The following is a 19,795-nucleotide window of genomic DNA, read 5'->3' on the forward strand; positions in this document are numbered from 1 at the left end:
ACGTTCCGCATCCCGCGAGCGCGGTGCCGAGGACCAGGGGGACGACGAGCAGCAGACGAGAACGCACGAGGTCCCGAGTCTCGCACCGGCGGCCCCGGCCGGACGCAGGCCGAGGTCGCGGCGATCGTGTCGGGCCTCGTCGGCCGGCCCGTCCCGGTGCTCGACGTGTCCGACGACGCGTACCCACCGGCCGCCCGCGCCGACGGGATCGCCGAGCCCATGCCCGCGCTGCTGGCCGCCCACCACGCCGCGGTCCGCGGCGGCTGGTTCGACGTCCCCGACGGCGGCTTCGCCGAGCTCGCCGGCCGCCCGGTGGTGCGGCTGGAGGACGTCCTCGCGGCGCACGCCGGCGTGCTGCGCGCGGCGGCGGCCCCGGTGTCGACGGAGGGCTGACGGGCGTCGGGTCGCCGGCGGGTTCACCCGGCGGTCGACCTCGGCCCGGGCGCGGCCCGGACCGGGTCCCGCCGGCCGCCTACTGCACCTTGTCCGCCGGTGGTTCCTCCACCGCGTAGCCGATCGCCCGCGTCAGGCCGCCGTCCACGGTGAGGACGTTGGCGAGCACGTGCCCCGCGTTGTCGTCGGCCAGCATCGCGACGGCGTGCGCGATGTCCCGGACGTCCCCCACCCGGCCGTTGGGGTGATGGCCCGCGAACCGCGTCTGCATCGCGGGGTCGTCGAGCATCGTCGACGTCAGCGGCGTGCGGACGAGGCCCGGCGCGACCGTGTTGAACGTGATCCCGGACGCCGCGAACTCGGCCATCAGGGCCCGCATGAGTCCCTCGAGCCCCGCCTTGCTCATCGCGTAGAGGCTCGTCCGGGCCGCACCCGACGACGCGCCGTTGGACGAGACGAACACGACCCGGCCGTGCCGGCGATCCGCCATGCCCGGGAGCGCCGCCTGGGTCAGCAGGAACGGCGCCCGGAGGTTGATCCCGATCGCCGTGTCGAAGGTCTCCGGCGTGTGGCCGGCGACCGGCCCGAAGAACATCGTCCCGGCGTTGTTGACGAGGATCTCGACCGGGCCGAGGGCCTCCTCGACCGCGGCGACGAGCGTGCCCGCCCCGGCGGGGTCGAGTGCGTCGTAGGCGACGAAGACCGCCTCGCCGCCCGCCGCGGTGATCTCCGCCACGACCACGTCGCCGCGCTCGCGGTCGCGGCCGCAGACGGCCACCCGCGCGCCGCGGTCGGCCAGGACGCGCGCGATCTCGGCGCCGATGCCCGACGTGGCGCCGGTGACGACGGCGGTCCGGTTCCGGACGCCCATCAGTCGGCCGTCCGCCGCTCGAGGGAGGAGGTCCACACGGTGCTCATCGCCCCACGTACGGCCGGGCGGGCCGCTTCTCGGTGAACGCGGTCGCGCTCTCGCGGAAGTCCTCGGTGAGGTGCAGGTCCCAGCGGTCGATGTGGGCGTAGGCGACCTCGGCCATCGCGTGGATCTCCGCCCGCCGCATCGCGACCGTCGGGCGGACCCCGAGCGGCGGGTGCGCGGCGATCGCCGCGGCGATCTCCATCGCCCGCGGGTACGCCCGCCCGGCGGGGACGAGCTCGTTGACGACGCCGTGGCGGTGGGCCTCCTCCGCGTCGAACCAGCGGCCGGTGATCGCGACCTCGTCCGCCCAGGCGCCGCCGCCGCGGTGGCGCAGCAGGCCGGCGTAGCGCGCGCCGCCCAGGCCGCGCGCGGTCTCCGTCACCTGCAGGCGGGTGCCCGCCTCGACGACCGCGATCTCGCACTCCAGGACGAAGCCGAGCGCCATGCCGATCGCGTAGCCGTGGACGGCGGCGATCATCGGCTTCCAGTGCGTCAGGCCCTGCAGCACGTCGTGGGCCTTGGCGTCCGGGGCCTCGGGGCCGCCGTAGGCCCGCAGCTCGGCCTCGGGCCGCAGCTGCCGCTCGCGCACGTCGGCGCCGGACGAGAACGCCCGGCCGGCGCCGCGCAGGACGACGACCCAGACGTCGTCGTCCTCGTCCAGCGCGACCACGGCCGCGCGCAGCGCGCGGACGAGGTCGTCGTTGAACGCGTTGAGGACCCGCGGGCGGTCCAGCGTGATGATCCCGACGTGGCCGTCGCGTTCCACGCGCAGGTGCGGGTGGTCGGCGGGCGGCGCCGCGGGGGAGGGGGCGGAGGTCGACACGCGCTCAGTCCGCCGCGACCGCGCCGCCGTCGCGCAGGTGCTCGGGCCAGATGCCCTGCTTGCCCGGCGAGAGGATCCCGTTGGGGTCCACGGCGTCCTTGATCCGCTCGACGAACCGCATGTACGCGCGGTCGTTGAAGTCGTAGTGCTTCGCGGCGAGGTCCATGAAGTCCAGGTGCGCGCGGTACTCGCCGTAGCCGTGCTCGGCCGCCTTGGCGACGAGGTGCTTGGACGTGTCGTACGCGCCGCGCGCCTGCACCTCGTCGCGCGTGTCGAACGCGATGAACCCGACGTTGATCAGCGAGCGCGCGTTGATCGCGACGCTGCCGACCATGTAGTCGAGGTGCGCGTCGCGCTCGATCGTCTCCCGCAGCAGGCGGTGGACGTCGTAGGCGTCGGCACCACGCATCGGCACGACGGGCGAGAAGCCGATGTGGCCGCCGGCCTCCTCGCCGTACCAGCCGGTCTGGTGCGACAGCGCCATGTTCGGCACGCCGGCGCCGACGAGCTCGGCGGGGTTCTCCAGGCTCGGCGCCTGGTCGGCCGGGATCCTCGTGCCCCACACCTCGGCGCGCGGGATCTGCTCGAACGCCCGCTTGATCTTCGCGAACTGGTGGTCGACGACCGCCTCGTCACCGAACAGGCCCAGGCGGATCAGCCACCGGCCGGACCCGATCTCCTTCGCGATGTGGTCGATCGTGACGTCGGGGATCGGCCCCTCGCCGTCGAACCAGTCCGCCCTCCGGGACGAGCCCGACGCGTAGATCAGCGTGTTGTAGATGACCGGGACGGCCTCGATCGTGCGGTCCAGGCGCAGCCGCCGGAGCGTGTCGACGAGCGGCACGAGGTCGGCCTCGTCCCAGACGCGGACCCAGACGGGGACGTACGCCTCGGGCATCGGGTGCAGCCACAGCCCCATCCGCGTGACGATCCCGAAGTTCGACTGCATGAAGAGCTGGTCGAGCGTCGGACCGAGGCCGCGCTTGTAGAGGTGCCACGCGGGGTTGTCCGTCATCGCGCCCATGCCGGTGCGCAGCAGCTCGCCGTCGGCGAGGACGACCTCCATCCCGCACGGCGCGGAGAAGTCCTGCCCGTACGGCGTGTAGGTCAGGCCGTGCTCGAGCGAGTTGCCGATGACGCTGCCCCAGCCGAGGTCGGTGCAGGACAGCATCAGCCGGTGGCCGCCGGCCTGGATCGCCTCGTAGAGCTCGAGCCAGGTCGTGCCCGGCTCGACGACCGCGTAGCCGAGCTCCTCGTTGATCTCGAGGACCTTGTTCATCCGCCGCAGGCTCATCGTCACCGCGCCGCGGACGCGCGGCGCCGCGCCGCCGTAGCCGTTGTTGCGGCCCTGGCCGTGCGTCCAGAGCGGGATGCGGTGCTCGTTGGCGATCCGGACGACCGCCTGCACCTCCTCCGTGCTCGTCGGCAGGACGACGACGGACGCGACGTACGTGCGCCACGACGCCGGCTCGAACGGGTCGCGGAACTCGTCGGTCTCCGCGGTCGTGGTGAGGACGCCGTCGGCGCCGAGGGCCTCGACGAACTGGTCGATGGCGGCGGACAGGGTCTCCTCGGAGACCCCCGGGGGGAGCAGATCGGTCATCCCGGACCTTTCGTCGTGCGGGGTGGTGGCGACGGCCGGACGCCGTCCTCCCCGTCGGCCGGGCGGCCGACGGATCAGTGCTTATCGTATGCAGAGATACGCGGCGGCGGGGATTTTCTCCTCCCGCGTGCCGCGGCGCCCGATGGCCCGGCGGCGCCGACGACACCGTGCCGCGCCGTCCGCCCCGTGCCGGCGGTGGCCCCGCGCCCGTGGCGGCGACCGGGACCGGGGCCGGCGGCGGGGCGAGCGCCATCAGGCGACCGCGACGCCCGAACGGTCGTCGAGGACGACCTCGTTGGTCGCGATCAGGAGGAGGCGGTCGAGGTCGGCGAACTCCGCGAGGTCCGCGACGACGGCCTTGCGGCCGGGGTGCGACAGGTAGCTCGCCCGCGCCGCGGCACTCGCGAAGCCGAGCTCGGCGACGCCGGCGACGTCCGCGAGCACGCCCTCGGGACGCGAGCGCTCGGTGGCCTCGACGACCTCGCCCGGGCCGATCGGCAGGACGACGTCGTGCACGTAGCGCAGGAGCGGTGCCCGCAGCGGGACGTCGCCCATGACGCGCGCGGCGTGCGCGGTCCACCGCTCCTGGAACGCCTCCCGCGTGACACCGTCCCGTGGGGTGACGAAGGCGAAGACCTTCGCCGCCGTGCCGGGCCGGTCGAGGTGGGGGACCTGCCGCGTCACCAGCGCGCCGCTCGGGATCGGCGCCGCGAAGGCGGTGCACTCGTCCGCGAGCAGGATCGGGAAGTCCGGGGCCGTGCTGAGGCGACGCATGGCCGGGACGCTCGGCATCGTCACGAGGCCGATCCCGTCGTGCTCGCCGGTCCACGCGCCGGGCAGGTACGGGTCGTCGGCGACGGGCGGGTGCTCCTCGACGTCGCAGTGGACGTAGCGCTCGGAGTGCTCCCAGAGCCCGAGGCTCATCGCCAGCGCGCCGTGGCGGCGCCAGCGTGCCGGGAAGGCGTCGCGCGTCAGCGACGGGTGGCGGCGGGCGAGGTAGACCGATGTGACGGAGGTGGGGCCGGGCACGAGCGAGGTCCTTCTGGTCGGGGAGGGGTGGCGTCAGCGGGTGGCGTGCCGGGACAGGCCGGCGGTTCGCGCCACCGCCCCGGTCCCCGCCAGCCACCCGAACGCGATCGCGGCGCCGAGCGTCGCGCCGCCGGAGAAGTAGCCCTCGCCGGTCGGCTCCGCCACGCAGTTGCCCGCGCCGTAGAGCCCCGGGATCGGGGTCCCGTCGGCCCGCAGGACACGCGCCTGCGGGTCGATCCGCGGCCCGCCCTTCGTGTCGAGGGTCCCGGCCGCCACGAGGATGCAGTGGTACGGGCCCTCCGCGCGGAACGGCGCCATCGTCGGGTTGGCGCTGCCGGGGCGGCCGGGGCCGTTGAAGCCGAGCTCGACCGGCGTCTCGCCGCGGCCGAAGTCCTCGTCCTTCCCGGCGCGGGCGAAGCCGCTGAAGCGCTCGATGGTCGCCGCGAGCCGGTCGGCGAAGCCGGCGGCCAGGTCGAATCCGCCGGTGCCGTCGGCCAGCGTCGCCAGGCGCGAGCGGATGTTCGCCGCGAGCTCCTCGAGCGTCGCGCCGCTGATCGGCAGCTCGCGCTCGTCGATGCCGGACGCGCGGACCGACAGCCGGCCGCCGGGGAGCGGGACGGGCCAGCGGGGCTGCCAGTCGAGCTCGTCGCGGGCGACGCCCTCGTCGTAGACCATCATCAGCACGCGGTTGGGCCAGCCGGCCTCGGCGCCGCCGAGGAAGTGCGCGCGCCCGCGGCGGTCGTAGATGTCCTTCTCGTTGACGACGCGGTCGCCCTCGCGGTCGACGATCACCATCGAGTCGCCGTAGGGGACGAAGAGCAGCCAGTCCATGTTGCGCTGCCGGAGCGCCGGCTCGAGCGGCACCTGCGCCCACCAGGCGTTCTCGGTGTTGCCGAGCTCGACGTCGAGCTCCTCGGTCATGCGGAGCAGGTCGCCGACGCCGGTGGGGACCGCGGCGGTGCCGTAGATCGGCCCGCGCAGCAGCTCGTCGCTGAGGGCGGCGTCCTGGCTGAACCCGCCGGTCGCGGCGACGACGCTCGTCGCCCGGAACAGGACGGGCCCGTCGGGGGTGTCGGCGAGCACGCCGGTCACGGCCCCGGCGTCGTCGGTGATCAGGCGCCGGGCGCGGTGGCGGACCAGCAGCTCGACGCCCTCACGACGCGCGGCGGCGTCGAGCTGCGCCCACAGCTCCCGGCCGTCGCCCTGGGTGCCGGCGGTCGGGGCGACGTGGCCCTGCGCGCGGGACGCGTCGTGCTTCGCGGCCTCCGCGCTCTCCTCCGTGTACTCCGGGCCGAGGTGCCGGCCGTACGGGGCGCGGTCGAACTCGGGGAGGTGCTGGTAGGAGGGGAACTCCCCCTTGACCCCGTTGTAGCCGACCATCTCCGTGCTGCGCAGGTGGCCGTGCTCGGCGAGCCAGTCGACGGCCTCGGTCGTCGTGGCGTAGAGCGTGCGCAGCAGCTCGTGGTCGCGCGGGTCCAGCCCGTAGGTGGGGTGGCCGTCGTCGAAGAGGGACGGGTAGCCGACGCGCGCCATGTAGCGGATGGCGTCCGGCTCGGGGTCGGTCAGCCCGCGCGCCCGCATGTGGGAGTTGTTCGGCACCCAGTAGCCGCCGCTCGAGCGGCGGGTCGTGCCGCCGGGCTCGTCGCCGGCCTCGAGCAGGACGACGTCGAGCCCGGCCTCGCGGGCGCGCAGCGCGGCGACGTGGCCGGCGGCACCGGCCCCGACGACCACCACGTCGACGGTGCGTTCTGCGGGGGACTGCTCGGGCGGCGTCATCGCGCTCTCCTCCGGTGCGGCGCACCGGGCTCTGGGTGTCTCCTGTGCCGATCACGGCGACCGGAACGAGCCTAATGATAGCCATAGTAAGCCTGAATGCGGGAACCTCTCGATTTCGCGACGGGCCGCCGGTTCGACGCAGATCGCCAGTGAGGGCGAGTGTTCGGTGGGCTTCGGGCCGTTCCTTGCGGCCCGCAACGGACGCCTCGCCGACAAAACCTTGCACATAGTTACGTTCGTACGTATGGTGATGCCGATCACAGGGCGAGGAGCCCGCAGCGAGCGGACGATCGTCCGCCCGCGCTCACGAGGGGAGAAGCAAGATGAGGCTCAACAGGACCAGGTCCCTGGCCCTCCTAGGTGCCACCGCCGCCCTGGCGCTCGCCGGCTGCGGCGGGGACGACGGGGGCGACACCGAGACCAGCGCCGCCACGACGTCGACGGCCGCGAAGACCACGGCCGCCGCCGACGGCGGCATCTCGCAGGCGACGATCGACACCGCGCTGAAGTTCACCGGGGGCAAGGCCGGCAAGGCCGGCGCCGGTGACCCGATCGTCGTCGGGGTCGTCAACCAGCAGGGCGCCGCGCCCGCGTTCCCCGAGTACCTCGACACCGCGAACGCGGCCACGAAGTTCGTCAACGCCGACCTCGGCGGGGCGGGAGGCCGGCCGCTCAAGCTCGAGCCGTGCATCGTCCAGAGCGAGGAGGACGGCCAGAAGTGCGCGGCCGAGTTCCTCTCCAAGAAGATCGACATCGCCGTCTGGACCCTGGGGATCGCCGGGAACGGCTCCTTCTACAAGACGGTCGGCGGCAAGTTCCCGGTGCTCGTCTCCGCCGCCGCCACCGGCCCGGACTCCACCACCCCGCACGTCTACGAGTTCGACGGCGGCGCCAACTCCACGCTGAACGCCTTCGCGGTCGCCGCGACGAAGATCGGCAAGAAGGTCGCGATCGTCGCGACCGGCAACGACTCGGGCAAGTTCACGACCGGCGAGGTGCTGATGCCGATGCTCAAGAAGCTCGGCGCCGACACGAAGGTCGCGTACTACCCGGACACGGCGACGACGCCCGAGATGGTCTCGGCCGTCCAGGCCTCCGGTGCCGCGAGCGCCGACGTCGTGATCTTCAACCCGGCCGCCGCCTCGCAGTGCAACTCCGTCTACGACGCGATGAAGCAGCTCGGGGTCGAGAAGCCCGTCGTCACCTCCTCCATCTGCGCGGCCGACGAGGTCGCCGACCACACCGGGGGCGGGCCCGAGGGCTGGACGTTCGCGAGCTACGCGTCGAACCCGCGGGTCACCGCGGACGCGGACGGGCAGGCGTTCAAGAACGCGCTGGAGACCTACGGCGCGCCCAAGGCGGTCAACAGCGGCTACACGCTGAAGACCTTCGGCGACCTGCTGGCGATCGTGAAGTGGACGAACGAGATCGGGGCCGACAAGGTGTCGCCCGCGACCTACGAGTCCGCGATCAAGGCGTTCAAGGGCCCCGCCTTCGGCGTCCCCGGCCCCATGTCCTGCGGGTCGCAGAAGGGCTTCGTGTCCGTCTGCGGCAGCGCTGCCCGGATGAGCACCTACAAGGGCGGTACCTGGTCCACCGCCGGCGACGTCCCGCTCGGCTGATCCCATGGCGACCGACGCACCGACGCTCCCGGTCGAGGAGCCCACGAAGGCGCCGCCCGCGGCGCCCACCGAGCCCGGTCCGCGCGCTGCGGGCCGGCGCCCCCAGGTCAAGCACGGCGCCTGGGCGGTCATCGCCGTCCTGGCGATCGTCCTGCTGGCCAACGACACGCAGGCCATCCAGTCCCTCCTGCTCGGAGCCGGCAGCGGCTCCCTGATCGCGGCGCTCGCCCTCGGCGTCGTCGTGACCTACCGCGGCTCGGGCGTCATCAACATCGCCACCGGCGCGATGGCGATGTACGCGACGTACGTGTTCAACGCCCTGAACACCGACGGCAAGCTCCTCGTGATCGGCTGGAAGGTCGACATCGGCGGACCCGTCGGGTTCATCCCGGCGCTGATCATCACGGTGGCGGTCGCCGCGATCTGGGGCGGCCTGCTCTACCGGGTGATCTTCGCCCCGCTGCGCACCGCGTCGCCGGTCGCGAAGGTCGTCGCGTCCGTCGGCCTGCTGCTCGTCATCCAGTCGGTCATCGTGCTCGCGTTCACCGCGACGCCGGTGCCGATCAAGGCCACGCTCAGCGCGGACTCGGTCAAGCTGCCGGCCGACATCGTCGTGCCGGTCAACCAGCTGATCCTCTGCGGCGCGGTGATCGTCGCGGCCACCGCGCTGTGGGCGATCTACCGCTTCACCGGCTTCGGCCTCGCGACCCGCGCGGCCGCCGAGGACGAGCGGCACCTGGTGCTGCTCGGCCACTCGCCGACGATCGTCAGCGGCGGCAACTGGGTCTTCTCCGGCATCGTCGTCGCGCTGTTCGCGGTCCTCGCCGCGCCGGTCAACGGCACCGCGGACCCGACGACCACCACGCTGCTCGTCGTCCCGGCGCTCGCCGCCGCGCTCGTCGGCCGCTTCACGTCGTTCGGCGTCGCCGCGGCCGCCGGCCTGGCGATCGGCATGCTGCAGGCGCTGATCCAGTACCTCGGCACGAAGGGCTGGTACCCCCAGTCCGCGGGCTCGCCGATCCCGGGCGTCGCCGAGACGGTCCCGCTGGCGATCATCCTGGTCGTCCTCGCGTTCCAGCGGAAGGGCCTGCCGAGCCGCGGCTCGCTGGGCAACGTCCGGCTGCCGTTCTCGCCCACGCCCCGCCACGTCGGCCCCAAGCTGATCGCCGGCCTCGTGGTCGGCATCGGCGGCTTCCTCGTGCTCGGCCCGACGTGGCGCCTGGCCGAGGTCAACTCGGTCGTCGGCATCGCGATCTGCCTGTCGTTCGTGATCCTGATCGGCTTCGTCGGCCAGGTCTCGCTCGCCCAGATGGCACTCGCCGGCTTCGCGGGCTTCGCGATGGCCAAGCTGTCGTCCTCGGCGGGCATCGGCTTCCCGTTCGCACCGATCCTGGGCGCGCTCTCGGCCGCCGTCGTCGGCGTGCTCGCGGCGCTGCCGGCGCTGCGCCTCCGAGGGGTCCAGCTGGCGGTGGTCACCATGGCCGCCGCGGTCGCGATCCAGAGCCTCGTGTTCAAGAACCCCGACTGGGCCGGGGGCCTGCGGGGCGCCGTGGTCTCCCCGCCGAAGCTGTTCGGCCAGGAGTTCGGGCCGATCACGCCGACGAGCCTCGGCGACGGGCAGATCCCCAACCCGTGGTTCGGCATCTTCTGCGTGCTCGTCGTCGTCGCGCTCGCCGGGCTCACCAGCCTGCTGCGTTCCTCGGGGCTCGGCCGGCGGATGCTCGCCGTGCGGGCCAACGAGCGCTCGGCCGCGGCGGCCGGGATCTCGGTCCGCCAGACGAAGATCGCCGCCTTCGGGATCTCGGCCTTCGTGGCCGGCCTCGCGGGCGCCCTCTCCGGCTACCGCTTCGGGTCCGTCACGCCCGACTACTTCGGCGTCTTCGCGTCGCTGTCGTTCCTGGCCTTCGCCTACATGGGCGGGATCTCGAGCGTCACCGGCGCGGTGATCGGCGGGCTGCTGGTCACCAACGGCCTGGTCTTCACCGCGCTGCGCGAGTGGGTCGGGCTCGGCCCGGACTACGCGGTGCTCGTCGGCGGCCTCGGCCTGGTGCTCACCGTCGTCGCGAACCCGGACGGCATCGCCGGCCAGACGCGCATCTTCTGGGAGCAGTTCAAGCGCCGACGGGCCTCCGGGCCCCCGGCGTCCCGCGAGCCGGGCGGCCCGGTCGCGGCCCCGCCGTCCACCACCGTCCAGGAAGGCCGATGACCATGAGCACCCCGCTGCTGCAGGCCCGCGGCGTCACCATCTCCTACGGTGGCGTCCGGGCGAACGAGGACGTCAGCATCACGGTCGACCACGGCCGCTTCGTCGGCCTGATCGGGGCCAACGGCGCCGGCAAGACGACGTTCGTCGACGCCGTGTCGGGCTTCACGCCGCTCACCGCGGGCTCGGTCCTGCTGGACGGCGAGGACATCTCGCTCGTCCGGCCGGACGAGCGCTCGCGGCGCGGCCTGGTCCGCACGTTCCAATCGCTCGAGCTGTTCGACGACCTGAGCGTCTGGGACAACGTCCTCGTCGCGTGCGACCCGGTATCGCTCTGGCGCCTGCCCCGCGACCTCTTCCGCCGCCGGCTCCCGGCGCCGGTCCAGGAGCGGGCCGACTGGGCGATCGACGTCCTCGGCATCGGCGACCTGCGCGAGCGGCTGCCGCAGGACCTCTCCAACGGCCAGCGCAAGCTCGTCGCCCTGGCCCGCGCGCTGGCCGCCCGGCCGAAGCTCCTGCTGCTCGACGAGCCCGCGTCCGGCCTGGACAGCGAGGAGTCGCGCGAGCTCGGCGTCGTGCTCCGCGGGCTGCTCGGGCACGGCATGTCGGTCTTCATGGTCGACCACGACATGAGCCTCGTGCTCGCCGTGTGCGACGAGATCAACGTCCTCGACTTCGGCCGCATCGTCGCGTCGGGGACCCCCGCCCAGATCCGCACCGACCCCGCCGTGATCGCGGCGTACCTCGGGACGGAAAGCACCGACGACGTGGCGCTCGACGCCGCGCACGCCTAGGAGGCATCGACATGGTCATCCAGCTCCGGGGACTCTCGACCGGGTACGCCGGCGTGCCGGTCGTCCGCGACCTCGACCTCGACGTCGACGAGGGGGAGGTCGTCGGCCTGCTCGGCCCCAACGGCGCCGGCAAGACGACGACGCTGCTCGCGATCTCGGGCATGATCCGCCCGCTCGCGGGCGAGATCGAGGTCCTCGGCTCGCGGCCCTCGACGCGACAGCCGCACCTGCTGCCGCGGCGCGGGCTCGCCCACGTCACCGAGTCGCGCAACCTCTTCTACGAGCTGACCGTGAAGGAGAACCTGCGGCTCGGGCTGCGCGGCTCCAAGGCGGACAAGGCGAAGGGGATGTCCGACGCGTTCGAGCTCTTCCCGGCGCTCGTCCCGCTGGCGGACCGCCGCACGGCGCTGCTGTCCGGCGGCGAGCAGCAGATGCTCGCCGTCGCCCGCGCGCTGGTGTCGCGGCCGAAGGTCCTCCTGCTCGACGAGATGAGCCTCGGCCTCGCGCCGGTCATCGTCGAGCGCCTGCTCGCCGCGGTGCGCGACGTCGCGTCGCGCACCGGCTGCGCGATCGTCCTGGTCGAGCAGCACGTCCACCTGGCGCTGCGCGTCGTGGACCGCGCGTACGTGCTCGCCCACGGCACGGTCTCGATGTCGGGTACGGCCGAGGAGCTGAACGCCCAGCGCGCCGTCCTCGAGAGCTCGTACCTCGGCGACTTCGCCCTGGACGACGGCGCGACCGACGCCGCCCCGGGGGCGTCGGCGGTCGCTGCCGGCTGACCCCGGTCCCGCGGGGGCGGGCCGCCCGGGTCAGTCCGGCGGGGTCCGCACCGCCATCGTGACCTCGTTGGTCGCGACGAGGACCGTCCGCGCGGGGTCGGTGAACGTCGCCAGGTCGTCCGCCAGGCCCGCCCGGTCGGGGTGGGCGAGGTAGGCGTCGCGGTCGGCGATCGAGGCGAAGCCGAGCTCCGCCACGCCGGCGACCTCCGCGAACGAGCCGGCGGGCGGCTCCGCGTCGGACGCGGCCGAGCGGTTGTGGACGTAGCGCGTCAGCAGGCCGGCGAGGCTCTCGTGGCGCATCACGAGGCCCGCGTGGGCCGCCCAGCGCTCGTGGAACGCGACGCGCGTCAGGCCGGGCGCGGGCACCAGGAAGCCGAGGACCCGGACCGTCGTGCCCGGCCGCTCGAGGACCGGCCACTCGGTGGTCAGGACCGCGCACTCCTCGATCAGGCCCGAGAACGTGCCGTGCTCGTCGTTGCGCAGCCGCGGGTAGTCCCGGTGGGCGTGGAAGGCCGCGAAGGCCTCCGGCGAGGGCATGAAGACCGTCCCGACCGCGTCGTGCTCGCCGCTCCAGCGGTCGGGCAGCTGCCCGTCGCGGTCGCGCGGCGGGTCGGGGTCGACGTCGCCGTGGGCGTAGCCGCTCGTGTGCCGCCACATCGGCAGGCTCATCGCGAGCGCCCCGTGGCGGCGCCAGCGGTCGGTGAAGCTCTCGCGGGTCAGCCCCGGGTGGCGGCGGGCGAGGTAGACCGCCTTCACCTCGGCGCTCACGACCCCGCCCCCGTCCGCCCGTGCGCGCCGGTCATCCGCCGAGGGTGAAGTCGGGCGGGTAGGCCGTGTGCGAGACGGTGGTCGTCTCGAGCCGCAGGCGGTACAGGTCGATCGTGCGGAAGCGCCAGGCGCCGTCGATCCGCACGTAGCGCTCGACGTAGTGACCCCAGCCCCGGAGGGACTGCACCGGCTGCGGGTTGGTCGGGTGCGGGGTGCCCGGGGGGAAGACGAGGTAGTCCTGCATGGACCAGATGCCGCGCGCCTCGTCCGGCCCGAGGACCTCGAGCTCGGACTGCTGACCCTGGTGCATCGTCCGGATGTCGTCCAGGACGCCCGAGATGCCCGAGACGATCCCGTCCCGTCCGTCGCACGAGAAGCCGGCCGAGTGGTCCGTGAACGTGGCGTCGGAGGCGAAGAGCGTCCCGAACGCCTCCCAGCGCTTCGTGTCGACGTATCGCCAGTAGCGGGCCTTCAGCGTGCGAAGCTCCTCGAGGGCGAGGAGCAGCTCGACGCCCGCCGGCGCGATCGCGGTCTGCGGAGTCATCAGCGGCGTCCGTTCGTATCAATGGCCATGATAGGCACGATAAACGTGGCGCGGTCGGTGCGGTGAGAACTTCGCCGGAGCAGGGGCAACGGGGTGCGCCGGCCGCCTGCCGGCGCCCTATACTCGCCAACCATGGCGAAGGTTGAGCGTGATACCGACGTCGGCGGCGAGGCCTCCGACCCCAGTCCGGGCCCCGCCAAGCCCCGGGCCATCAACCTGGCGACGAAGCGGCAGCTGAAGCGCTCCGAGACGATCGCCCGCGACCTCGCCGAGTACATCGTGGAGTCGCAGCTGCCCGCCGGCGCCATGCTCCCGCGGGAGAAGGACATGGTCGAGCAGCTCGGCGTCGGTCGCACGACGCTGCGCGAGGCGCTGCGGATCCTCGAGACTCGTGGCGTCCTCACGATCCGCTCCGGCCCGGGCGGCGGCCCGGTGGTGCGGCACCCGCAGCCGAACGACCTCTCCGAGTCGCTGACGCTGATCCTCCAGTTCCAGCGCGCGACGATGATCGAGGTCCTGGACGCGCGCATCCTGTTGGAGGCCTCCGCGGCCCGCCTGGCGGCGTCGCACATCACGACGGCGGAGATCGCCCGGCTGCGGGCGATCAACTCCGAGCTCGAGGGCGACGACGTCTCCACCGAGGCCGGCATGGACGCCAACGAGCGCTTCCACCGGATCATCGGCAGCACGACCGGCAACGTCGTGATCCAGATCTTCCTCGAGACGCTGCTCGCGGTCGCCGACAGCGGCGCCGACGAGTTCCGTCACACGCGGGCGTTCCGCGAGACGGTCGTCGAGGGGCACAACGAGATCATCGACGCGCTCGAGGCGCGGGACCCCGACGGCGCGGCCGACGCGATGGCCCGCCACGTCTCCGCCGGCAAGCGCGGGCGGATCGAGCAGAACCGCGACCTCATGTCGCGGTCGCTGCGCTGGGTCCAGTGACCGCCTGACGGTCCGCCGGGCGCGCGCCCGGCGGGTGTCGCGCGCCGGCGGGGCCGGGGCGCCCGCGCTCAGGCGACGCGGTCGCCGAGCGGCGCCGGGACCATCCCGAGCTTGCGCGTCTCGGGGTCCGGCAGCTGCGGGGCCCAGCGGGTGAACCACTTGTGGCCCGCCTCGTCCCACGTGCCGGGAACGTAGTTCTCGTCGTCGTGGATGAGCTGCATGTCGCAGTAGTACTCGATCATCATGTTCGCCGGCCCCTGGATGTAGGCCGCGATGTTGCGCCCCATCCCGTGCCGGACGGGGCCGGCCAGGAGGCTCTCCCCGCGTCCGTCGAGCAGGTCGCCCAGGCGCCCGAGGTCGGCGATGCTCTCGACCTTCCACGCGTGGTGCTGGAGGACCCCGGGGCCGACGAGCGCGCCGATCCCGTGGTGCTCGAAGTTGCAGCGCAGGAACGCCCCGCCGCGGAACGCGTCGGAGATGCGGAAGTCGAGGACCTCGGTCAGCACCTCGATCAGCGGGGCCGGCTCTGCGACGCCGAAGTTCACGTGGCCGAAGCGGCTGGGGCGGACTCCCACGGGGCTGAAGGCCGGCTGGTCCATCGGCATGCCGGTGTAGACCTCGATCACGAACCCGCCGGGGGCGACGAACGCGAGCCCGTCGCGGAAGCAGTCGTTGATCGGCTCGTCCCGCAGGAGCGGGATCCCGCGGCGCGCGAGGCGATCGCGGATCTCGTCCAGCGCGGCGGCGCTGGAGGCCTCCAGGCCGATGTGGTCGACCGCGTCGTGGTCGGCCTGGACGTACTGCAGCGAGTGGTGCGGCTCGCCCTCGGTGAGGTAGTGGCGGGCGCCGTGCACGCCGCTCAGCCGCAGGCCCATCGTCGTCGTGGCGTGCTCGACCGCCGCCTCGACGTCGCGGACCCTGAGGGCCACGTGGCCGACGGCCGAGATGACCTTGGTGTTCATGGAGCTGCTCCCGTCGCTGGTCGTCCGAATCCGTCCCGGATCCGATTCATGGTCATAGTAGTCACATGCCTCGGGCCCGTGGGGTCGGATGCCCGTAGGCCGTTCTTCCGGCCGATCGATTCCCAATTGGATGACAAAGATCGCTACTATGGTCACGAATGCACGACCGACTGCAGAGCCCGCCCCGGCGGCCACGGCACCAGCCGTCCCCGGGCCCCGCGGCCGCGGCCCCACGACGAGGTGAAGACGCACGATGACGGCCCTCCCGCCCGGCGAGATCCTGTGGACGCCCGCCCCCGATGCCCGCGAGGCCACGCGCCTCGGCCGGTACATGACGTGGCTCCGCGACGAGCGCGGTCTGGCCTTCGACGGCTACGAGGACCTGTGGGCGTGGTCGGTCGCCGACCTCGACGCCTTCTGGCGGACGATCTGGGACCACTTCGACGTCGTCGCCCACGCGCAGCCGACCGCCGTCCTCGGCACGCGGACGATGCCGGGCGCCGAGTGGTTCCCGGGCGCGCGCCTGAACTACGCGGAGAACGTCCTGCGGGCCGGCGACGACGACGAGGTCGCGATCGTCGCGCACTCGCAGACGCGTGGGACCACCGAGACCACCCGCGGGGAGCTGCGCGAGGAGGTCCGCCGCGTCCGCGAGGGGCTGCGGCGGCTCGGCGTCGGGCCGGGCGACCGGGTCGCCGGCTACGTCGCCAACACGCCCGAGGCCGTGATCGGCCTGCTCGCCAGCGCGAGCCTCGGCGCGATCTGGGCGGCCTGCCCGCCGGAGTTCGGCACCCAGAGCGTGCTGGACCGCATCCGGCAGATCGACCCGAAGGTCCTGATCGCCGTCGACGGGTACCGCTACGGCGAGAAGGTCGTCGACCGCTCCGCCGTCGTCGCCCAGCTGCGCGACGAGCTGCCGCACCTGGCGGCGACCGTCTCGATCCCGTACCTCGACCCGGACGCCGCCGCGCCGGAGGGGACCGTCCCGTGGGCGGAGCTGCGCGCGATCGACGCGCCGATGGACTACGAGCCCGTGGCTTTCGACCACCCGCTGTGGATCCTCTTCTCGTCCGGAACGACCGGCCTGCCGAAGCCGATCATGCACGGCCACGGCGGCATCGTCCTCGAGCACCTGAAGATGGGGGCGCTGCAGCAGGACCTCGGTCCCGGCGACCGCTTCCTCTTCTTCTCCACCACCGGCTGGATGGTCTGGAACCGCGTGGTCTCGGCGCTGATGGTCGGGGCGAGCGTCGTCCTGATCGACGGCGATCCGACGTACCCGCAGCTCGACCAGCTGTTCCGCACGGTCGCGGAGGACGGCGTGACGGTCTGGGGCGTCTCGGCGACCTACCTGATGATGTGCCGTGAGACGGGGGCGGTCCCGCGCGAGCGCTACGACCTCTCCCGCCTGCGGGCGATGTTCGCAGCCGGCTCGCCGGTGCCGATCGAGGGCTACCGCTACGTCTACGCCGACGTCGCGCCCCACGCCCACTTCTACTCCGGCAGCGGCGGCACCGACATCTGCAGCGGCATCTGCAGCGGCACGCCGCTGACGCCCGTCACCGCCGGCGAGATCTCCGCCCGCATGCTCGGCGTCGCGGCCCAGGCCTTCGGGCCCGACGGCACCCCGGTGGTCGACGAGGTCGGCGAGCTCGTCATCACCGAGCCGATGCCGTCGATGCCCCTCGGGTTCTGGGGCGACGACGACGGGTCGCGCATGCACGACAGCTACTTCGACGTCTTCCCCGGCGTCTGGCGCCACGGCGACCGCTTCGTCGTCTCGTCGCGCGGGACGTGCAACGTCACCGGCCGGTCGGACGCGACGCTCAACCGCGGCGGCGTCCGGCTCGGGACCGGCGAGATCTACGACGTGATCGAGCGCCTGCCCGAGGTCGCCGACAGCGTCGCGGTCCACCTCGAGGGCGAGGTCGGCGGTCGCGGGGACCTGCTGCTGTTCGTCGTCCTGCGGCCCGACGCGGTCCTCGACGACGACCTGCGCCGGCGGATGGCCCAGGAGCTGCGCCGCCAGCGCTCCCCGCGCCACGTCCCGGACGAGGTCTACGCGGTCGCCGCCGTCCCGCGGACCCTGACGGGCAAGAAGCTCGAGGTCCCGGTCAAGCGCGTGATGCAGGGCGCCGACGTCGAGACCGTCGCCAGCCGCGGCGCGCTGCTGGACCCCGACGCGATGGACGCGTTCGTGACGCTGGCCGCCGAGCGCGCCGGCCGCGAGGCGCTGCGATGAGCTTCGGGGCGGTCCACCACGTGGGCGTCGTCGTCCCCGAGCTGGAGTCCGTGCGGCTGCTGCTGGAGCGCGCGGGCGTCGGCGTGGTCGACGAGCCGGTCGCGGAGCCCGCCCTCGGCATCGAGGTCATGTGGGCGCACCTCGACGGGCTCGACCTCGAGTTCGTCCGGCCGCTGCACGACGACACCCGCGCGGCGCGCGTGCTCGCCGACGGCGAGGGCGGGCTGCACCACGTGGCGTTCGCCGTCGAGGACCTCGACGCCGAGCTGGACCGGCTGGCCGGCGACGACGTCGGCACCGTGGGCCCGCCCCGCGACGGCGTCAGCGGATCGCGGATCGCGTTCCTCGATCCCGCGGCGACCGGCGGCACCCTCATCGAGCTCGTCGAGCCCCGGACCGGCGGACCGGTCCCCGTTCCGGACACCACCACCGGCGGCGCGTCCGCGCCGCACACCCGATGACCGCCCCCCGCGGGCGGTCCACCCAGGAAGAGGCGCAGATGGACGACGTGGAGATCCCCGTGCTGATCGTCGGCGGCGGCGCTGCCGGCCTGTCGACGTCACTGATGCTCGGGCAGCTGGGCACCGAGTCGCTCGTGATCGAGCGACACCCGGGCACGGCGATCCTCCCGAAGGCGCACGTCATCCACAGCCGCACGATGGAGATCCTCCGCGCGTTCGGGCTCGACGACGCGGTGCGCGAGATCGGCAGCCCCGCCGGGACCTTCGAGCGGACCACCTGGTACACGAGCCTCGGCGGCGACGAGCCGTGGGACGGCCAGATCCTCTACAGCGTCCCGTCGTGGTCCGGGTCCGACCTGCAGCCGTACTACGAGCGGATCACCGGGTCGCTGATGGCGAACCTGCCGCAGCACCTGCTCGAGCCGCTGCTGCGGCGCCGGGCGGAGGAGGTCAACGGCGCCGACCGCGTCCGCTTCCACCACGAGCTCGTCACGCTGGAGGACGGGGACGGGGACGGGGTCCGGGCGACGGTCCGCGACCGCACCAGCGGCGAGACCTACGGGGTCCGGGCGCAGTACGTCGTCGGGGCCGACGGGGGCAAGACCGTCGGGCAGATGCTCGGCATCGAGATGGTCGGACCGAAGCCGTTCGTCGACGTCGTGTCGCTGACCTTCGACGCGGACTTCTCGCCGTACCTGCAGGAGGACGACTCGCTGATCCGGCTGTTCCTGCGCCCGAACGTCGACGGCACCGTGCGCCGCTTCAGCATCATCGCCAGCGGCCCCGACCCGTGGGATCGCCACTGCCGGCACTGGCGCAGCGGCGTCGTGCTGCCCCCGGGCTCCGAGAAGCACCCCGAGGACTACACGGTGCAGAACGCCGTGGACGACCTGCGCAAGCTGTTCGAGCTGCCGGAGCTGGAGATCGAGAACGTGCGGATGAGCCACTGGCTCGTCGAGTCGGTGCTCGCCGAGCGCTTCCGCTCCGGCCGGACGTTCCTCATCGGGGACGCCGCGCACCGCCACTCGCCGATGGGCGGCCTCGGCCTCAACACCGGCGTCCAGGACGCGCACAACCTCGCGTGGAAGCTCTCGGCCGTCGTCGACGGCGACGCGGACCCGTCGCTGCTGGACTCCTACGAGGCCGAGCGGCTGCCCGTCGCCCGCCGCCGGGTGGAGTTCGCGACGTTCTCGTTCTTCAACCACCTGTCGGTCGGCGGCTCGTTCGGCACCGTGCCCGGCGCCGACCCGGAGTTCAACCGCGGAGTCCTGACCGCGCTGTTCTCCGACACCCCCGAGGGCGAGATGCGCCGCGCGGACCTCCAGGAGGTCTTCCACACCCTGCGCCGCGAGTTCCAGCACGCGGACCTCGACCTCGGCTACGAGTACGCCGACAGCCCCGCCGTCGTCCCCGACGGCACCGACGCGCCGCCGCGCGATCCGGTCGGCCACGTCTACCACCCGGTCGCGCGGCCCGGCCACCGCCTGCCGCACGCGTGGTTCACCACGGCGGACGGCGACCGCGTCGCTGCCCACGACGTCGTCCGGCAGGACGCGTTCGTCCTGTTCGTCGGCGACGACGGCGAGGACTGGGTGCGCGCGGCCGCGGCGACCGGTCGGGACCGGCGCTTCCCGATCGTCGTCCGCCGGGTCGGCCCGGGCGGCGACCTGGGCGACCCCGACGGCACCTGGGCCGCCCTGCGCGGGCACGGCGAGGACGGGGCGGTCCTCGTCCGGCCCGACGGCCACGTCGCGTTCCGCGCCCACGGTCGCGTTGCCGACCCGACCGGCGCGCTCCAGAGCGCCCTGGGCCGGGTGCTGGGCACGCCGACCGCGCCGACGACGGCAGCCGTCCCGGTCCCTGATCCGGCGCCCACCACCCCGTCGGCCGTCCCGGCCTGACCACCCCGTCTCCCGCACACCACGCACCGAAGGA

At 73.5% G+C, this 19,795-nt stretch carries 16 protein-coding genes and 1 pseudogene; 9 read left to right on the forward strand and 8 right to left on the reverse strand.

Annotation, left to right across the window (positions count from 1 at the left end):
- A pseudogene (locus AB0L40_RS13350) lies at positions 1 to 393 on the forward strand (hypothetical protein); the annotation flags it as partial.
- A 79-nt stretch (positions 394 to 472) separates the two neighbouring features.
- Here the strand turns inward: AB0L40_RS13350 and AB0L40_RS13355 are convergent.
- The 5 genes from AB0L40_RS13355 to AB0L40_RS13375 all read right to left on the reverse strand — a co-directional run bounded on the left by AB0L40_RS13355 (position 473) and on the right by AB0L40_RS13375 (position 6,540).
- Positions 473 to 1,264 carry an SDR family oxidoreductase gene (locus AB0L40_RS13355; RefSeq protein WP_364354877.1) on the reverse strand — a complete coding sequence of 264 codons (792 nt, stop codon included), beginning with the start codon at positions 1,262 to 1,264 and terminating at the stop codon, positions 473 to 475.
- 43 nt (positions 1,265 to 1,307) lie between these two features.
- Complete coding sequence (locus tag AB0L40_RS13360; protein WP_364354880.1) at positions 1,308 to 2,132, reverse strand: enoyl-CoA hydratase/isomerase family protein; 825 nt, start codon at positions 2,130 to 2,132, stop codon at positions 1,308 to 1,310.
- A gap of 4 nt (positions 2,133 to 2,136) precedes the next feature.
- Positions 2,137 to 3,735, reverse strand: a complete 1,599-nt coding sequence (locus AB0L40_RS13365) for an FAD-binding oxidoreductase (protein WP_364354883.1) — start codon at positions 3,733 to 3,735, stop codon at positions 2,137 to 2,139.
- A 252-nt stretch (positions 3,736 to 3,987) separates the two neighbouring features.
- Positions 3,988 to 4,764 carry an EthD domain-containing protein gene (locus tag AB0L40_RS13370; RefSeq protein WP_364354886.1) on the reverse strand — a complete coding sequence of 259 codons (777 nt, stop codon included), beginning with the start codon at positions 4,762 to 4,764 and terminating at the stop codon, positions 3,988 to 3,990.
- A 33-nt stretch (positions 4,765 to 4,797) separates the two neighbouring features.
- Entirely contained in the window at positions 4,798 to 6,540 is a 1,743-nt protein-coding gene (locus AB0L40_RS13375; protein ID WP_364354889.1) for an FAD-dependent oxidoreductase, read from the reverse strand.
- A 323-nt stretch (positions 6,541 to 6,863) separates the two neighbouring features.
- Between AB0L40_RS13375 and AB0L40_RS13380 the strand changes: the two genes are divergently transcribed.
- Genes AB0L40_RS13380 through AB0L40_RS13395 form a run of 4 tightly spaced genes read left to right on the forward strand, consistent with a single transcriptional unit; the run spans position 6,864 to position 11,938 of the window.
- On the forward strand, positions 6,864 to 8,162 hold the full coding sequence (locus AB0L40_RS13380) for a hypothetical protein (RefSeq protein ID WP_364354892.1): 1,299 nt from the start codon (positions 6,864 to 6,866) through the stop codon (positions 8,160 to 8,162).
- Between the two features lie 4 nt (positions 8,163 to 8,166).
- Entirely contained in the window at positions 8,167 to 10,368 is a 2,202-nt protein-coding gene (locus tag AB0L40_RS13385) for an ABC transporter permease (protein WP_364354894.1), read from the forward strand.
- Positions 10,369 to 10,370: 2 nt separating this feature from the next.
- Positions 10,371 to 11,159, forward strand: a complete 789-nt coding sequence (locus AB0L40_RS13390; protein WP_364354897.1) for an ABC transporter ATP-binding protein — start codon at positions 10,371 to 10,373, stop codon at positions 11,157 to 11,159.
- 11 nt (positions 11,160 to 11,170) lie between these two features.
- On the forward strand, positions 11,171 to 11,938 hold the full coding sequence (locus AB0L40_RS13395) for an ABC transporter ATP-binding protein (protein ID WP_364354900.1): 768 nt from the start codon (positions 11,171 to 11,173) through the stop codon (positions 11,936 to 11,938).
- Positions 11,939 to 11,968: 30 nt separating this feature from the next.
- Here AB0L40_RS13395 and AB0L40_RS13400 read toward each other — a convergent pair whose 3' ends face one another.
- Both AB0L40_RS13400 and AB0L40_RS13405 read right to left on the reverse strand, forming a co-directional pair.
- Complete coding sequence (locus tag AB0L40_RS13400; RefSeq protein WP_364354903.1) at positions 11,969 to 12,706, reverse strand: EthD domain-containing protein; 738 nt, start codon at positions 12,704 to 12,706, stop codon at positions 11,969 to 11,971.
- A gap of 31 nt (positions 12,707 to 12,737) precedes the next feature.
- Positions 12,738 to 13,250, reverse strand: a complete 513-nt coding sequence (locus AB0L40_RS13405; RefSeq protein ID WP_364354906.1) for a nuclear transport factor 2 family protein — start codon at positions 13,248 to 13,250, stop codon at positions 12,738 to 12,740.
- A gap of 132 nt (positions 13,251 to 13,382) precedes the next feature.
- Between AB0L40_RS13405 and AB0L40_RS13410 the strand changes: the two genes are divergently transcribed.
- Positions 13,383 to 14,195 (forward strand): FadR/GntR family transcriptional regulator, encoded by an 813-nt coding sequence (locus AB0L40_RS13410; RefSeq protein WP_364354909.1) that lies wholly within the window; start codon positions 13,383 to 13,385, stop codon positions 14,193 to 14,195.
- A gap of 68 nt (positions 14,196 to 14,263) precedes the next feature.
- On the opposite strand, the gene AB0L40_RS13415 is transcribed toward AB0L40_RS13410, so the two are convergent.
- On the reverse strand, positions 14,264 to 15,157 hold the full coding sequence (locus AB0L40_RS13415; protein ID WP_364354912.1) for a VOC family protein: 894 nt from the start codon (positions 15,155 to 15,157) through the stop codon (positions 14,264 to 14,266).
- A gap of 253 nt (positions 15,158 to 15,410) precedes the next feature.
- On the opposite strand from AB0L40_RS13415, the gene AB0L40_RS13420 reads away from it, so the two are divergent.
- Genes AB0L40_RS13420 through AB0L40_RS13430 form a run of 3 tightly spaced genes read left to right on the forward strand, consistent with a single transcriptional unit; the run spans position 15,411 to position 19,761 of the window.
- Entirely contained in the window at positions 15,411 to 17,399 is a 1,989-nt protein-coding gene (locus tag AB0L40_RS13420; protein WP_364354915.1) for an acetoacetate--CoA ligase, read from the forward strand.
- Positions 17,396 to 17,860 (forward strand): VOC family protein, encoded by a 465-nt coding sequence (locus AB0L40_RS13425; RefSeq protein ID WP_364354918.1) that lies wholly within the window; start codon positions 17,396 to 17,398, stop codon positions 17,858 to 17,860. The genes AB0L40_RS13420 and AB0L40_RS13425 overlap by 4 nt, the downstream gene beginning before the upstream one ends.
- Positions 17,861 to 17,898: 38 nt before the next feature.
- On the forward strand, positions 17,899 to 19,761 hold the full coding sequence (locus AB0L40_RS13430) for an FAD-dependent monooxygenase (RefSeq protein WP_364354921.1): 1,863 nt from the start codon (positions 17,899 to 17,901) through the stop codon (positions 19,759 to 19,761).
- Positions 19,762 to 19,795: the final 34 nt, after the last annotated feature.

It is taken from the genome of Patulibacter sp. NPDC049589, from assembly GCF_040675535.1.
GTDB lineage: Bacteria > Actinomycetota > Thermoleophilia > Solirubrobacterales > Solirubrobacteraceae > Patulibacter.

What these genes read in the sequence shown, in the direction of transcription:
- AB0L40_RS13380 (WP_364354892.1), top strand. Translation starts at nt 6,864, where the DNA reads ATGAGGCTCAACAGGACCAGGTCCCTGGCCCTCCTAGGTGCCACCGCC.
- AB0L40_RS13420 (WP_364354915.1), top strand. Translation starts at nt 15,411, where the DNA reads ATGACGGCCCTCCCGCCCGGCGAGATCCTGTGGACGCCCGCCCCCGAT.
- AB0L40_RS13425 (WP_364354918.1), top strand. Translation starts at nt 17,396, where the DNA reads ATGAGCTTCGGGGCGGTCCACCACGTGGGCGTCGTCGTCCCCGAGCTG.
- AB0L40_RS13390 (WP_364354897.1), top strand. Translation starts at nt 10,371, where the DNA reads ATGAGCACCCCGCTGCTGCAGGCCCGCGGCGTCACCATCTCCTACGGT.
- AB0L40_RS13405 (WP_364354906.1), bottom strand. Translation starts at nt 13,250, where the DNA reads ATGACTCCGCAGACCGCGATCGCGCCGGCGGGCGTCGAGCTGCTCCTC.
- AB0L40_RS13415 (WP_364354912.1), bottom strand. Translation starts at nt 15,157, where the DNA reads ATGAACACCAAGGTCATCTCGGCCGTCGGCCACGTGGCCCTCAGGGTC.
- AB0L40_RS13430 (WP_364354921.1), top strand. Translation starts at nt 17,899, where the DNA reads ATGGACGACGTGGAGATCCCCGTGCTGATCGTCGGCGGCGGCGCTGCC.
- AB0L40_RS13355 (WP_364354877.1), bottom strand. Translation starts at nt 1,264, where the DNA reads ATGGGCGTCCGGAACCGGACCGCCGTCGTCACCGGCGCCACGTCGGGC.
- AB0L40_RS13365 (WP_364354883.1), bottom strand. Translation starts at nt 3,735, where the DNA reads ATGACCGATCTGCTCCCCCCGGGGGTCTCCGAGGAGACCCTGTCCGCC.
- AB0L40_RS13395 (WP_364354900.1), top strand. Translation starts at nt 11,171, where the DNA reads ATGGTCATCCAGCTCCGGGGACTCTCGACCGGGTACGCCGGCGTGCCG.
- AB0L40_RS13375 (WP_364354889.1), bottom strand. Translation starts at nt 6,540, where the DNA reads ATGACGCCGCCCGAGCAGTCCCCCGCAGAACGCACCGTCGACGTGGTG.
- AB0L40_RS13385 (WP_364354894.1), top strand. Translation starts at nt 8,167, where the DNA reads ATGGCGACCGACGCACCGACGCTCCCGGTCGAGGAGCCCACGAAGGCG.
- AB0L40_RS13410 (WP_364354909.1), top strand. Translation starts at nt 13,383, where the DNA reads ATGGCGAAGGTTGAGCGTGATACCGACGTCGGCGGCGAGGCCTCCGAC.